Annotated in this window: 14 protein-coding genes; 7 read left to right on the top strand and 7 right to left on the bottom strand. The window is 72.6% G+C overall.

The features are described 5' to 3' along the window. Positions 1–104: 104 nt before the first annotated feature. The 3 genes from NFS20_RS10210 to NFS20_RS10200 form a co-directional block, all read right to left on the bottom strand. Complete coding sequence (locus NFS20_RS10210; protein WP_251151659.1) at positions 105–557, bottom strand: iron chaperone; 453 nt, start codon at positions 555–557, stop codon at positions 105–107. Between the two features lie 140 nt (positions 558–697). Beyond that, a complete protein-coding gene (locus tag NFS20_RS10205; RefSeq protein WP_251151658.1) occupies positions 698–1,630 on the bottom strand; it encodes an aldo/keto reductase in 933 nt (310 codons plus the stop codon). Positions 1,631–1,653: 23 nt separating this feature from the next. Beyond that, complete coding sequence (locus tag NFS20_RS10200) at positions 1,654–2,514, bottom strand: aldo/keto reductase (RefSeq protein WP_251151657.1); 861 nt, start codon at positions 2,512–2,514, stop codon at positions 1,654–1,656. A 144-nt stretch (positions 2,515–2,658) separates the two neighbouring features. Here NFS20_RS10200 and NFS20_RS10195 point away from each other — a divergent pair, with 144 nt between their 5' ends. From NFS20_RS10195 to NFS20_RS10175, 5 genes are all read left to right on the top strand, one after another. Then, positions 2,659–3,597: a LysR family transcriptional regulator gene (locus tag NFS20_RS10195; protein WP_251151656.1), complete on the top strand. Its 939-nt coding sequence runs from the start codon at positions 2,659–2,661 to the stop codon at positions 3,595–3,597. Next, entirely contained in the window at positions 3,594–4,871 is a 1,278-nt protein-coding gene (locus tag NFS20_RS10190; RefSeq protein WP_251151655.1) for an MFS transporter, read from the top strand. The genes NFS20_RS10195 and NFS20_RS10190 overlap by 4 nt, the downstream gene beginning before the upstream one ends. A gap of 51 nt (positions 4,872–4,922) precedes the next feature. After that, positions 4,923–5,159: a hypothetical protein gene (locus NFS20_RS10185; protein WP_251151654.1), complete on the top strand. Its 237-nt coding sequence runs from the start codon at positions 4,923–4,925 to the stop codon at positions 5,157–5,159. Between the two features lie 147 nt (positions 5,160–5,306). Beyond that, on the top strand, positions 5,307–5,915 hold the full coding sequence (locus tag NFS20_RS10180; RefSeq protein ID WP_251151653.1) for a carboxymuconolactone decarboxylase family protein: 609 nt from the start codon (positions 5,307–5,309) through the stop codon (positions 5,913–5,915). Continuing rightward, positions 5,912–6,814 carry an RNA polymerase sigma-70 factor gene (locus tag NFS20_RS10175; RefSeq protein ID WP_251151652.1) on the top strand — a complete coding sequence of 301 codons (903 nt, stop codon included), beginning with the start codon at positions 5,912–5,914 and terminating at the stop codon, positions 6,812–6,814. The genes NFS20_RS10180 and NFS20_RS10175 overlap by 4 nt, the downstream gene beginning before the upstream one ends. Positions 6,815–6,859: 45 nt before the next feature. Here NFS20_RS10175 and NFS20_RS10170 read toward each other — a convergent pair whose 3' ends face one another. Then, complete coding sequence (locus tag NFS20_RS10170; protein ID WP_251151651.1) at positions 6,860–7,078, bottom strand: SCO4848 family membrane protein; 219 nt, start codon at positions 7,076–7,078, stop codon at positions 6,860–6,862. A 192-nt stretch (positions 7,079–7,270) separates the two neighbouring features. Between NFS20_RS10170 and NFS20_RS10165 the strand changes: the two genes are divergently transcribed. Continuing rightward, entirely contained in the window at positions 7,271–8,155 is an 885-nt protein-coding gene (locus tag NFS20_RS10165) for a siderophore-interacting protein (protein ID WP_251151650.1), read from the top strand. A 7-nt stretch (positions 8,156–8,162) separates the two neighbouring features. On the opposite strand, the gene NFS20_RS10160 is transcribed toward NFS20_RS10165, so the two are convergent. Together NFS20_RS10160 and NFS20_RS10155 are read right to left on the bottom strand one after the other, a co-directional pair. Beyond that, positions 8,163–9,272, bottom strand: a complete 1,110-nt coding sequence (locus tag NFS20_RS10160; protein ID WP_251151649.1) for a fatty acid desaturase family protein — start codon at positions 9,270–9,272, stop codon at positions 8,163–8,165. A gap of 136 nt (positions 9,273–9,408) precedes the next feature. Next, on the bottom strand, positions 9,409–10,362 hold the full coding sequence (locus tag NFS20_RS10155) for a helix-turn-helix domain-containing protein (RefSeq protein ID WP_251151648.1): 954 nt from the start codon (positions 10,360–10,362) through the stop codon (positions 9,409–9,411). Between the two features lie 89 nt (positions 10,363–10,451). Here NFS20_RS10155 and NFS20_RS10150 point away from each other — a divergent pair, with 89 nt between their 5' ends. Next, on the top strand, positions 10,452–10,601 hold the full coding sequence (locus NFS20_RS10150) for a hypothetical protein (protein WP_251151647.1): 150 nt from the start codon (positions 10,452–10,454) through the stop codon (positions 10,599–10,601). A gap of 103 nt (positions 10,602–10,704) precedes the next feature. On the opposite strand, the gene mqo is transcribed toward NFS20_RS10150, so the two are convergent. Next, positions 10,705–12,222: a malate dehydrogenase (quinone) gene (mqo, locus tag NFS20_RS10145; protein ID WP_251151646.1), complete on the bottom strand. Its 1,518-nt coding sequence runs from the start codon at positions 12,220–12,222 to the stop codon at positions 10,705–10,707. Positions 12,223–12,234 lie beyond the last annotated feature (12 nt).

Below are 12,234 nucleotides of genomic sequence, written 5' to 3'. Positions count from 1 at the left end.
CCGAGCTTTCCCCGACGACGCTGAGGGAGACGGCGATCGCAGAGGCCGGAGGTCGGGCCGGGACAGCATGCACGTGCTGCCTCGGCCCGACCTGCTCGCGCTCCTCAGCCCGCCGCGGTCCGCACGAGCCGGGCGATCTCCTGCTCGTTCGCGGCGTTCATCTCCGTGAGCGCGAACGACGTCGGCCACATCGTGCCGTCGTCGAGCCGTGCGTCGTCGTTGAAGCCGAGCGTCGCGTAGCGGGAGCCGAACTTCTCCGCGGGCTGGAAGAAGCACACGATCGGGCCGGGCTTGCTGCCCTTGCCCGGCAGGGCGTACGCCGGCTGGCCGTACCAGGTGCGCGGCACCAGGTGGGGCGCCTCGGCCCGCACGATCGAGTGGACGGCCTCGGCGAGGGCCCGGTCCGCGGCGGACATCTCGGCGAGCTTCTCGTGGACCGCCGCCTCGCCGTCGGTCGTCGCCCTGAGCTCCTTGGCGCGCTCCTTCATCGCCGCTCGCTCCTCGGCGGTGAACCCGTCGGCGCTCGTCGTCGTCGCAGCCTTCTGCGTGCCCGTCATCGGACGCTCCTTCTCGGTCGGTCGGTCGGTCGTGTCGATGCCTCGATGCTAGGAACGCGTGCGCCCGCACCGCTTCTCGAATCCTGACCGATAGCCCCGACCCCCCGTTCCTCGCCTCCGTCCGGTCACCCGCGCGCCCGTCAGGGCACGTGGTGTCCCGCGGCGCGGAAGAGCTCGGACCACTCGGCGCGCGTCAGCGGGACGTCGGAGCCCTGCGCCGCGCCGGCGACGCGGTCGGGGCTCGTCGTGCCGAGCACGACCTGCATCTGTGCGGGGTGCCGCGTGATCCACGCCGTGGCGATGGCGATCGGCGGCACGTCGTACTGCGCGGCGAGCCGGTCGATCACCGTGTTGAGCTCGGGGTGCTCGGGCGACCCGAGGAAGACGCCGTGGCCCGCGCCGCCCTGCAGCGGTGACCACGCCTGGACGGTGATGTCGTGCAGGCGGCAGTAGTCGAGCGTCCCGAGGTCGCGGCTGACCGACTGGTCGAGCGCCGCCATGTTGGACGCGACGCCCTGCGCGACGAGCGGCGCGTGCGGGATCGAGAGCTGCATCTGGTTGGCGACGATCGGCTGCTCGACGTACCGGCGCAGGAGCTCGATCTGGCCGGGCGTGTGGTTGGAGACGCCGAACGCGCGGACCTTGCCGGCGGCGTGGAGGTCGGAGAACGCGCGCGCGACCTCCTCGGGCTCCACGAGGGGGTCCGGGCGGTGCAGCAGGAGGATGTCGAGGTAGTCCGTGCCCAGCGCGTCGAGCGACCCGTGCACCGACCCGACGAGGTGGTCGTACGAGAAGTCGAAGTACGGTCCGTCGGGCACGATCCCGGCCTTGGACTGGATGACCCACTCCGCGCGCTCGGCGGGGGACAGGCGCGTCGCCTCCGCGAAGCGGCGCTCGCAGCCGTGCAGGTCGTCGCCGTAGATGTCGGCGTGGTCGAGGAACGTGATCCCTGCGTCTCGCGCAGAGTGCACGAGCGCGCGGACCTCGTCGTCCGTCTTGTCCTGGATGCGCATGAGCCCGAGCACGACGTTCGGGACCACGAGGTCCGTCCCGGGGAGGGTGAAGGTCTTCACGGTGGTGCTCCGTCCGTCGCCGGTCAGGCCGCCGAGAGCCGGGCGACCTCGTCGTCGGTCAGGACGAGGTCGGCGGCTCTGGCGGAGTCGCGGATGCTCTCGGGGCGCGAGGCCCCCGGGATGGGGATCACGACGGGTGCGAGCGCGAGCTCCCACGCGAGCGTGACCTGGTAGACGCTCACGTCGTGGGCGTCGGCGACCTCCTGGAACGCGGCGTGCGTGCTTCCGAGCTCGCCTGCGTTCGCGATCCCGCCCAGCGGGCTCCAGGGCAGGAACGCGACCCCGAGCGCCGCGCAGTGCTCGAGCTCGCCCTGGCTGGACCGGAACCGCGGCGAGAACTGGTTCTGCACGGACACCAGCCGGCCGCCGAGCACCTCGTTCGCGAGGTCGATCTGCGCGACGTCGGCGTTCGAGATACCGGCCATCTCGATGACGCCCTCGTCGAGGAGCTCCGCGAGCGCGCCGACCGAGTCCGCGTAGGGCACGGCCGGGTCCGGGCGGTGGAACTGGTAGAGCCCGATCGCGTCCACGCCGAGCCGGCGGGCCGACTCCTTCGCCGCGTGCTTGAGGTAGGTGGGATCGCCGTTCTTCGTCCATGTGCCGTCGCCGGGGCGCAGGTGACCGCCCTTCGTCGCGACGAGCACGGCCGACGTGTCGCCGCCGTACGACCGGAGGGCGCGAGCGATCAGCTCCTCGTTGTGGCCGACCTCGTCGGCGTGCAGGTGGTAGGCGTCGGCGGTGTCGATCAGGGTGACGCCCGCTTCGAGGGCGGCATGGATCGTCGCGACGGACCGGTCCTCGTCGGGGCGGCCCTCGATCGACATCGGCATGCCGCCGAGGCCGACCGCGGAGACGGTCCAGGATCCGAGAGTGCGCTGCTGCATGGAGAACTTCCTCGGGGTCGGGGGGTAGGAAGGGTGATCGCCCGTGCGGGAGGGAGCTCCCGGGACGTGCTCGTCGAGCCTAGGAACCGATAACCTAGAAGTCCAACAACTGTCGATCGTCAATTCCAGAAGAATGAGTGGTCAATGGATCTACGGCAGATGGAGTACCTCGTGGCGCTCGCGGACGAGCGCCAGTTCACCCGGGCCGCGGCGCTCACCGGCGTGTCCCAGTCGGGCCTGTCCGCCGCGATCCGCAGCCTCGAGGACGAGCTCGGGTCCAGCCTGTTCACGCGCACGACCCGCCGCGTCGAGCCGACCGAGGCCGGTCTCGCCCTGCTGCCGCACGCCCGCTCCATGCTCGCGCAGGCGGCCGCCGCTCGCGACGCGGTCGTCCGGTCGACGCACGCGCTCTCGGGGTCGCTGCACGTCGGGTCGGAGCAGTGCCTCGGGATCGTCGACGTGGCCGCGCTGCTCGAGCGCTTCCACCGGCGATTCCCTCTCGTCGAGATCCACTTCGTCCAGGCCGGTTCGCACGAGCTGGTCGCACGCGTGCGCGAGGGTGGTCTCGACGTCGCGTTCGTCGCCACGACCGAGCACCTCGGTTCTCTCTCCCAGACGGAGCTCGGCCGAGAGCCCGTCGTGCTCGTGTGCCCGCCCGAGCACCCCCTCGCGAGCCTGGGCCGGGTCGACTGGGCCGACCTCGTGGGCGAGGACTTCGTCGACCTGGACCCGTCGTGGGCGGCGCGTCCGGTGAACGACGCGGTCTGCGCGGAGCACGGCGCGCACCGCCGGGTCCGGTTCACGGTGAATGACGTGCACACGCTGCTCGACCTCGTCGAGCGCGGGCTCGGTGTCGCCATGGTGCCGCGGCACGTCGCCGCGAAGCCGCAGGCGGCGCGCCTCACGACGGTCCCGCTCCCCGAGACGGGCACGCCCGGCTGGGTCGTGTCGGTCGTGACCGGGCACCGGGGGACGGGAGCGTCGGCCGCGCCGCAGCTCCTGGAGCTGCTCGCGGACGCGCCCGCCTGCCGGGGTGCGGAGGCCGATGCACGGATCGCAGAGCCGACGGGCGACCCCGCGTGACCCGTCCCGTCGCGAGCCCCGCGAGCACCGGCGGGCCGTTGTTCCCCTTCCGCAGCGTCGTGCTCGGTGCGTTCGTCCCGACCCTCGTCCTGGAGATCGGCGTCGGCGCCATGCTGCCGGTCGTCGCCGTCACGGCGACCGGGCGAGGCGCGAGCCTCACGGTCGCCGGGCTCGTGACGGCGCTCCTGCCGCTCGGCAAGATCCTCTTCGACCTGCCCGCGGGGTCGCTCGCGACGCGGCTCGGCGACCGTGCGGCGATGCTGCTCGCGGGTGCCGTCGCCGTCGTCGCGTTCTCGACGGTCGCGCTGACGAGCGCGCTGTGGGGCCTCGCGGCGGGAGTTCTCGCCCTGGGGGCGTCGTCGGCCGTGTTCAACCTCGCGCGGCAGTCGTACCTCACGGAGATCACTCCGCCGCTGCGACGGGCGCGGGTCCTGTCCACGCTCGCCGGCGTGCACCGCATCGGGCTGTTCATCGGCCCGTTCGCGGGCGCAGCGGTCATCGCCGCGACGTCCGTGCGCGGCGCCTTCTGGCTCGGCGCGGTCTCGGCGCTCGTGGCGGTGGTCGTCGTCGCCGTCGTGCCTCCGGAGCGCGACGGCGACGACGCGCAGGGCCGGAGAGGGCGCGCCGTGCGCCCGCGCGTGAGCATCGCGCAGGTCGCGCGCGACCACCGGCGCCTGTTCGCCACGCTCGGGGTCGCGATCCTCCTCGTCGCCGCGGTGCGCGGCGCCCGGCAGACCGTGATCCCGCTCTGGGGCGAGCACCTCGGCCTCGACGCCGAGGTGACGTCGGTGATCTTCGGGATCTCCGGCGCCCTCGACATGCTGCTGTTCTACCCTGCGGGCAAGGTGATGGACCGGTTCGGCAGGCTGTGGGTCGCGGTCCCGTCCATGCTCACGATGGCCCTCGCCCTCGCGCTCGTCCCGGTCACGCACACTCCCGTGGCGCTCGCGGTCGTCGCGGCGCTCCTCGGCATCGGGAACGGCATGGGCTCGGGGATCGTCATGACGCTCGGGGCCGACGTCGCCCCGGCCGACGTGCGCCCGACCTTCCTCAGCGTGTGGCGACTGTTCCAGGACACGGGCGACGCGATCGGGCCGCTCGTGCTGGCCGCGGGCGCGGCGCTCGGGTCGCTCGCCGCGGGGATCTGGGCCGCCGCGGCTCTCGGCGGCGCCTCGACGGCGGCGCTCGTGCGCTGGGTGCCGCGGTACTCCGCGCTCGCCGACCTCACGGGCCGCGGCGAGCGGCGCCGCAGCGGCGACCGGGCGAGGGCGTGACCACGGAAATGGACGTGCGCTCGCGGCGTCCGCGGGCCTAGCGTCTCCCGCATGCCCGACGACCCGTCCCCCGACCCGTTCGACCACCAGGTCACCCAGGACGGTCGCGTGCGGGTCGCCCGAGGTGGCCGCGTCGTCGTCACGGTCGCGGGCGCCTCGGCGGACAGGTTGGCCGCCGCGCTCGGTCGCGCCGAGGCCCGGGGGGACGAGCGCGAGGTGCAGCTCCTCCTCGCGCGCGCGACGGGGAACTACCGGCGCGGCAACGAGAAGCGGTCGCACCGTCCGTGACCTCGATCCTGACCGCCGTGCGTGCCGGCGGAGAGCTGGTGTGACGCACGCCACGACGGCGAGCGGCCGGATCGTGTCACGACGGCGGGTGCCGGCGTGTCCTCATGGCACCGGCGCGACCACGTGCCGGACCGGAAGGAGCACCCCATGGCCCGCATCTCGCTGGACCCGCCCCGCACGCTGCTCAACCGCACGCTCGCCGCGCTGTCGCGCCGTCGGTACGGCGCGGTGCTCGACCCGTTGGCCGCCGTCGGGCACAACGCCCGTGTCGCGACGACCTACTGCGTGCTCGAGGCCGGCGTGGCGCGATGGCGCGCGCTCGACCCCACGCACGCCGCACTCGCCGTCATGGCGGCGGCCGTGGACATCGGCTGCTCGTGGTGCGTCGACTTCGGGTACTGGGAGTCCGAGCACGGCGACGTCGACCCTCGGCTGCTCCACGACGTCCCGGCGTGGCGCGACAGCGACGTCTACACCGCGACGCAGCGCCGGGTCCTGGAGTACGCCCAGGCGATGACGGCGACGCCGCCGACGGTCTCCGACGAGCTCGCGGCGGACCTGCGGGCCGACCTCGGCGACGCGGCGTTCGTCGAGCTCACGGCACTTGTCGCGGTGGAGAACCTGCGCAGCCGCGTCAACGCGGCGCTCGGTCTGACGAGCCAGGGGTTCGGCGACCGGTGCGCGGTGCCGCCCGCGGGGGCCCTGGGCGCCGCCGGTGGTCACGCGGCCGGTGGCTCCGGCAGGCTGGGGGAGTGAGCGACGACGGCGGGTGGCCCGGGCAGGACGGGAGCGACGCGCTCGTCGCGCCGTTCGCCCGCCACCGCCGGCTGCTCTTCACGGTCGCGTACGAGATGCTCGGCGCCGCTGCGGACGCCGAGGACGTGGTCCAGGAGACGTGGCTGCGCTGGTCCGCGGACGACCGCGACGACGTGGTGGACGCGCGCGCCTACCTCGTGCGCATCACCACGCGTCTCGCGCTCAACCGGCTGCGGACGCTGCGGACGCAGCGCGAGACGTACGTCGGGCCGTGGCTCCCCGACCCGCTGCTCACGACGCCCGACGCCGCGTTCCAGGTCGAGCGTTCCGACGACGTCTCGATGGCGATGCTCGTCGTGCTGGAGACGCTGAGCCCGCTCGAGCGCGCGGTCTTCGTGCTGCGCGAGGTGTTCGCGCTGGACCACGAGGAGGTCGCGCGCGTGCTCGACCGGACGCCCGAGGCCGTGCGTCAGACGGCTCACCGCGCGCGCGAGCACGTGCGTTCGCGACGTCCCCGCTTCACGGCCTCGGGCGACCAGCAGCACGAGGTCGTGCGGCGGTTCATGGAGTCCTGCGCGACCGGCGACCTGGACGCCGTGGTCGCGGCGCTCGCGCCGGACGTCGCCGTCGTGATGGACGGCGGCGGCCGGGTTCGCGCGGCGCTGCGTCCCGTCAGCGGCGTCGAGAAGGTCGCGCGCCTGCTCCTCGGGCTCGCGGCGAAGCCGGAGGTGCGTGAGCTGGCGTCAGAGCCGGCGGAGATCAACGGCGCGGTCGGGATCGTGTGGACGTCCGGCGGCGTGCCCGTCATGGCCGGGACGGTCGAGCTCGACGACGACCGCGTGGCGCGCGTGCTCGTGTTCCGCAACCCGGAGCGGCTCGCCGGGCTCCGCCGTCGCTGACCGCGCGGGCGACGCGGCACGGACGGTCGGGCGACGGCTCGACGCTCAGACGAGCGTGACGACCCCGAGGACGCCGACGGCCACGCCGAGCGCGAGCGACACGCCGATGAGCACGGCATGCACGGTGAGGAACCGCGTCGCGCGGCCGTCGGCGTCACGGGACCTCGGGTCCTTCGCGATGCGCTGCCAGAAGCGCGGCCAGATGACGAGGTTCCACACGCCCGTCAGGACGAGGACCAGGGACCAGGCGAGGGGGAGCTCCACGGTCCGAGCATGCCAGGCCGGACCGGCCGGTCGGCACCGCGGGCAGCGATCGACGGCGCACCGGCCGTGTGGCGTCGAGCACATCGACGCGACGCCGAGGTGAGGTTAGGCTCTCCTGCGATCGCCCCGGGCGGTGATCGGTCGTCCGGCAGCGTGCCGGGTACCGACCCGTGGAGGAACGAGGAGCCGACGGTGGCGAACTTCAAGATCGTCAAGCCTGCCGACGCGCACGTCCTGACGCTCGAGGTCGTCGGGTCGAAGCGCGTCAGCCCGCACGTCGTCCGGGTGACGCTCGGCGGCGAGGGCATGGACCACTTCACCCCGATGGGGTACGACCAGTGGTTCCGCCTCTTCCTCACGCGTCCAGACCAGGACGCGCTGAGCCTGCCGACACGCTCGTCGGGCCTGTGGTACGTCCAGTACCTCGCCACGCCCAGGGCGCGGCGGCCGTTCGTGCGCAGCTACACGGTGCGGGCGGTGCGGCCCGACCTGCGCGAGATGGACGTCGACTTCGTCGTCCACGGCGACGAGGGGCCGGCGTCACGCTTCGCACTGACCGCGGAGCCGGGGGAGCGCGTGGGTCTGCTCGACCAGGGCGTCGGGTACAACCCGCGCGTCGCGCACGACTGGACGCTCGTCGTCGCCGACGAGACCGGGCTGCCCGCCGTCGCCGGCATCTGCGAGTCCCTGCCCGACGACGCGCGGGGCCTCGCGATCGTCGAGGTGCCCGACCTGGCCGACGTCCAGGACTTCCGCGTCCCCGCCGGGGTCGAGCTGCGCTGGATCGCGCGGGCGGACGGTGCTCCGACCGCGGAGGTGCTTGCAGACGTGCCCTCCGCGGACGTGCCCGCCGCAGACGTGCCGGGTGCCGACGGCGGCCACGCTCTGCCCGGTCGGCTCGCGCTCGACGCGGTGCTCGCGGCCGAGCTGCCGTCAGCCCCCGTGTACGCGTACGCCGTCGGCGAGTCGTCGTTGGTGACCGGTGTCCGCCGACACCTCGTCAACGACCGCGGCGTACCCAAGACGCACGTCGACTTCGTCGGCTACTGGCGTCACGGGCACGCTGCGTCGTCCTGACGGCGATTCAGACCTTGCGCAGCTGCTTGAACATGGGGCAGTCGAACGGGTCGCGCGCCGACAGCCCGACCTCGTTGAGGTACCGGACCACGATCGCGTAGGACTGGGCGAGGCTCGTCTCCGTGTAGGGCAGCCCGAGGTTGCTGCAGTGCTCTCGCACGATGTCGCGCGCCCGCGCGAGGTGGGGCCGCGGCATGCTCGGGAACAGGTGGTGCTCGATCTGGAAGTTGAGACCGCCCATGAGGATGTTCATGAACCAGCCCCCGCGGATGTTCCGCGACGTGAGCACCTGCTTCGAGAGGAAGTCGATCTTGCTGTCCTCGGGGATGATCGCCATGCCCTTGTGGTTCGGCGCGAACGACGCCCCCATGTACACGCCGAACACGGCGAGCTGGACCCCGAGGAACGCGAACGCCATGCCCAGCGGGAGCGCCCAGAAGATCACGGCGACGTAGGTCGCGAGCCGCACGACGATGATCGCGAGCTCCGTCATCCGCGTGCGCAGGTCGGCACGCACGGCGTTGCCGGTGATGAGGCTGCGGAACGCGGTGACGTGGAGGTTGAGGCCCTCGAGGGTGAGGAGCGGGAAGAACAACCAGCCCTGGTAGCGGTTGATGAACGCCTTGATGCCGGTCGCCCGCCCGGCGTCCTCGCCGAGGAAGACGATGACGTCCGGGTCGATGTCGGGGTCCTTGCCACGTCGGTTCGGGTTCGCGTGGTGGCGCGTGTGCTTGTTCATCCACCACGAGTAGCTGATGCCCACGACCGCGTTGGCGAGGATCTTCCCGACCCGGTCGTTGACGGGACCCGAGGCGAAGACCTGGCGGTGCGAGGCCTCGTGCGCCACGAACGCGAACTGCGTGAAGATCAGGCCGAGTGCTGCGGCCATGAGGAGCTGGAACCACGAGTCACCCAGGAGGACGATGCCGGTGACGACGCCGCCCAGCGCGAGCGTCAGGAAGCCGAGCGTCCACAGGTAGTAGCCCTGCGCCCGCTCGAGGAGACCTGCGTCGCGCACGGTTCGCGAGAGGGCGGTGTAGGTGCTGGTGACGGCTGCGCCGTCGTCGGTCTTGGGTCGGGTGGCCCGGAAGCCCGGACGGACGGCGGCAGAAGTCATGTGCATCCTTGCAAGGGGATCGAGTCGACTTCCCAGCCGCGGAGTTGAGCGGGTGCTCGTGGTGCAGATGTGCCGATCCTACGGGACCGTAGGTTGTTCGCAATCGTCCACGGCGTGAAGAAGCCGCGAAGGCCTGTCAGGCGGCGTGGCGGAACGTGAGCCGGAACTCGGTCGGCGTGACCCCGACGGCCCGACGGAAGTGGTGGCGCAGCAGCGCCGCCGACCCGAAGCCGCACCGGCGCGCGACGTCCTCGAGGTCGGTCCGCGTCTCCTCGAGGAGCGTCTGGGCGTGGGCGACACGCTGGGCGGTGAGCCAGGCGAGCGGCGTCGTGCCCGTCTGGGCGACGAACGTCCGTGCGAACGTCCGCTCCGACGTGTGGGCGCGTCGGGCGAGGTCGCGAACCGTCAGCGGCTCGTCGAGATGCTCGGTCATCCAGTCGAGGAGCTCGGCGAACGAGTCCTCCTCGGCCTCCGGGACGGGGCGTTGGACGAACTGCCGCTGCCCGCCCTCGCGCTGGGGCGGGACCACCATGCGGCGCGCGATGACGTTCGCGACCCGGGACCCGAGCTCGCGCCGGACGAGGTGCAGGCACGCGTCGATCCCCGCGGCCGTCCCCGCGCTCGTGATGAGGTCGCCGTCGTCCACGAAGAGCACGTCGGGGTCGATGTCGAGCGTCGGGTGCCGCCTCCGCAGCTCGTCGGCGTGCATCCAGTGCGTCGTGACGCGGCGGCCGTCGATGACGCCGGCCGCGGCCAGGACGAACACGCCCGAGCACACGCTGAGCAGCGTCGCGCCGCGCGCCGAGGCGCGACGGATCGTGTCGAGCACCGCCTCGGGGTAGTGGCTGCCGATGCGGATGGCCGGGACCACGACGAGGTCGGCGTCGTCGACCGCGTCGAGGCCCAGCGCGGGGACGACCTGGGCACCCACCGAGGTGCGCACGGGCTCGCCCGCGACCGGACCGCAGACCCGGAAGTCGAAGCGCGGGACGCCCTGGTCGCTGCGGTCGAGGCCGAAGACCTCGCAGACGACGCCGAACTCGAACGGGGCCAGGCCGTCGCTCACGACGGCCGCGACGGTGCGGATCATGGCCCGACCGTACGCCGCTGGCAGGATCTTGTCGACACGCGTCGGTCCTGCCACTCGTCCGGCGCGGCGCGCCCGACGATGCTCGAGGCATGGACATCCTCTGGGGCGTGATCGCCCTCCTCGTCGTCGTCGGCTCGACGGTCGTGGCCCTCGCGGTGCGCCGCGAGGACCCGGCGCACCCCTGGTTCCCCGCAGGTTCCGGCGAGGTACCGGGCGCTCAGGAGCTCGACCGTCGCTGAGCCGCGCGCCGGGACCGCGCGCGTCGAGGCGTGGCGCGCCGGGACGCGGGACGGCCCGGACCTCCGTGGAGGGCCGGGCCGTCGTCGTCGGGGCGCCGTCGGGTCAGGCGCGCGTCGAGACGTCGAGGTCCGCGTCGCCGGTGAGCTGGTCGAGGCCCTCGAGCTCCTCGGCCTCCCACGGCGCCTGGCCGAGGCTCGGGATCATCGTCGCGAGCTCGGGACGCCACTTCGTGAAGCGGTTCGGGAAGCAGCGCTCGAGCAGGTCGATCATGGCCGGCACGGCGGTCGACGCGCCCGGAGACGCTCCGAGCAGGCCCGCGATCGACCCGTCGGCCGCGGCGATGACCTCGGTGCCGAACTCGAGGACGCCCTTGCCGTCCTGGTCCTTCTTGATGACCTGGACGCGCTGGCCCGCGGTGATGGTCTCCCAGTCCTTGGGGTGCGCCGTCGGCATGAAGCCCTGGAGCGCCGTGAACTTCGTCTCCGGGCTCGCGAGGAGCTGCCCGACGAGGTACTGCGTCAGGTCGAGGTTCTTGACGCCCGCGCCGACCATCGAGCCCAGGTTGTGCAGGCGCAGCGACGTGAACAGGCCCAGGTACTTGCCCTTCTTGAGGTACTTGGGGCTGAACCCGGCGTACGGGCCGAACATGAGATAGCTCTTGCCGTCGACGACGCGCGTGTCGAGGTGCGGGACGGACATCGGCGGGGAGCCCACGTCGGCCTTGCCGTAGACCTTCGCCTGGTGCTGCGCGACGAGCTCGGGGTCGTCGGTGCGCAGGAACTCGCCGCTGATCGGGAAGCCGCCGTAGCCCTTGGCCTCGGGGATGCCGGCCTTCTGCAGGAGCGGGAGCGCGCCGCCACCGGCGCCGACGAAGACGAAGCGCGCCTCGACGGTCGAGCGGCGCGCGGGCGCGTTCCACGACCGGTCCTTGACCGTGAGGCGCCAGCGACCGTCCTTGGTCTTCTTGAGGTTCTTCACCTCGTGCTCGAGGAAGAGCTGCGTGCCGCTCGCGACGAGGTGGTCCACGAGCTGCTGCGTGAGGGCGCCGAAGTCGACGTCGGTGCCGCTCGTCGCGCGCGTCGCGGCGATCGGCTCGTCGCCGTCGCGCTCCGCGACGAGGAGGGGGGCCCACTGCGCGACGACCGCGGGGTCGTCGGAGAACTCGAGCTCGCTGAACAGCGGGTGCTGGCGCAGCGTCTCGAAGCGGCGGCGCAGGTAGTCGACGTTCTCCGTGCCGCGCACGAAGGTCATGTGCGGGGTGCGGGAGATGAAGCTCGCCGGCTGCGGGAGGGCGCCCGTCGTGAGGAGGTGGTGCCAGAACTCGCGCGAGACCTCGAACTGCTCGTTGATCGTCACCGCCTTGGCGATGTCGATCGAGCCGTCGGGTCGCTCGGGGGTGTAGTTGAGCTCGCACAGGGCGGCATGGCCGGTCCCGGCGTTGTTCCAGGGGTTCGACGACTCCTGCGCGACGGCGTCCAGGCGCTCGTAGATGCGCACCGTCCAGGAGGGCTCCAGGACGTTGATGAGAGCTCCCAGGGTGGCACTCATGATGCCACCGCCGATGAGGGCTACGTCGATCTGGTCTGCGGTGCTTGCGGGGTTGCTCGCTCGACTCGACACGGTGCGATTCTA

The sequence above is a fragment of the Cellulosimicrobium sp. Marseille-Q4280 genome (genome assembly GCF_943181405.1).
Lineage (GTDB): Bacteria > Actinomycetota > Actinomycetes > Actinomycetales > Cellulomonadaceae > Cellulosimicrobium.
The sequence above is the reverse complement of the archived record's forward strand: the minus strand, read 5'-3'. Positions and strand labels throughout refer to the sequence as shown.

Excerpts from the sequence above, each read along its gene's own strand:
- NFS20_RS10180 (WP_251151653.1), top strand. The coding sequence starts at position 5,307 with ATGGCCCGCATCTCGCTGGACCCGCCCCGCACGCTGCTCAACCGCACG.
- NFS20_RS10150 (WP_251151647.1), top strand. The coding sequence starts at position 10,452 with ATGGACATCCTCTGGGGCGTGATCGCCCTCCTCGTCGTCGTCGGCTCG.
- NFS20_RS10160 (WP_251151649.1), bottom strand. The coding sequence starts at position 9,272 with ATGACTTCTGCCGCCGTCCGTCCGGGCTTCCGGGCCACCCGACCCAAG.
- NFS20_RS10195 (WP_251151656.1), top strand. The coding sequence starts at position 2,659 with ATGGATCTACGGCAGATGGAGTACCTCGTGGCGCTCGCGGACGAGCGC.
- NFS20_RS10155 (WP_251151648.1), bottom strand. The coding sequence starts at position 10,362 with ATGATCCGCACCGTCGCGGCCGTCGTGAGCGACGGCCTGGCCCCGTTC.
- NFS20_RS10200 (WP_251151657.1), bottom strand. The coding sequence starts at position 2,514 with ATGCAGCAGCGCACTCTCGGATCCTGGACCGTCTCCGCGGTCGGCCTC.
- NFS20_RS10210 (WP_251151659.1), bottom strand. The coding sequence starts at position 557 with ATGACGGGCACGCAGAAGGCTGCGACGACGACGAGCGCCGACGGGTTC.
- NFS20_RS10185 (WP_251151654.1), top strand. The coding sequence starts at position 4,923 with ATGCCCGACGACCCGTCCCCCGACCCGTTCGACCACCAGGTCACCCAG.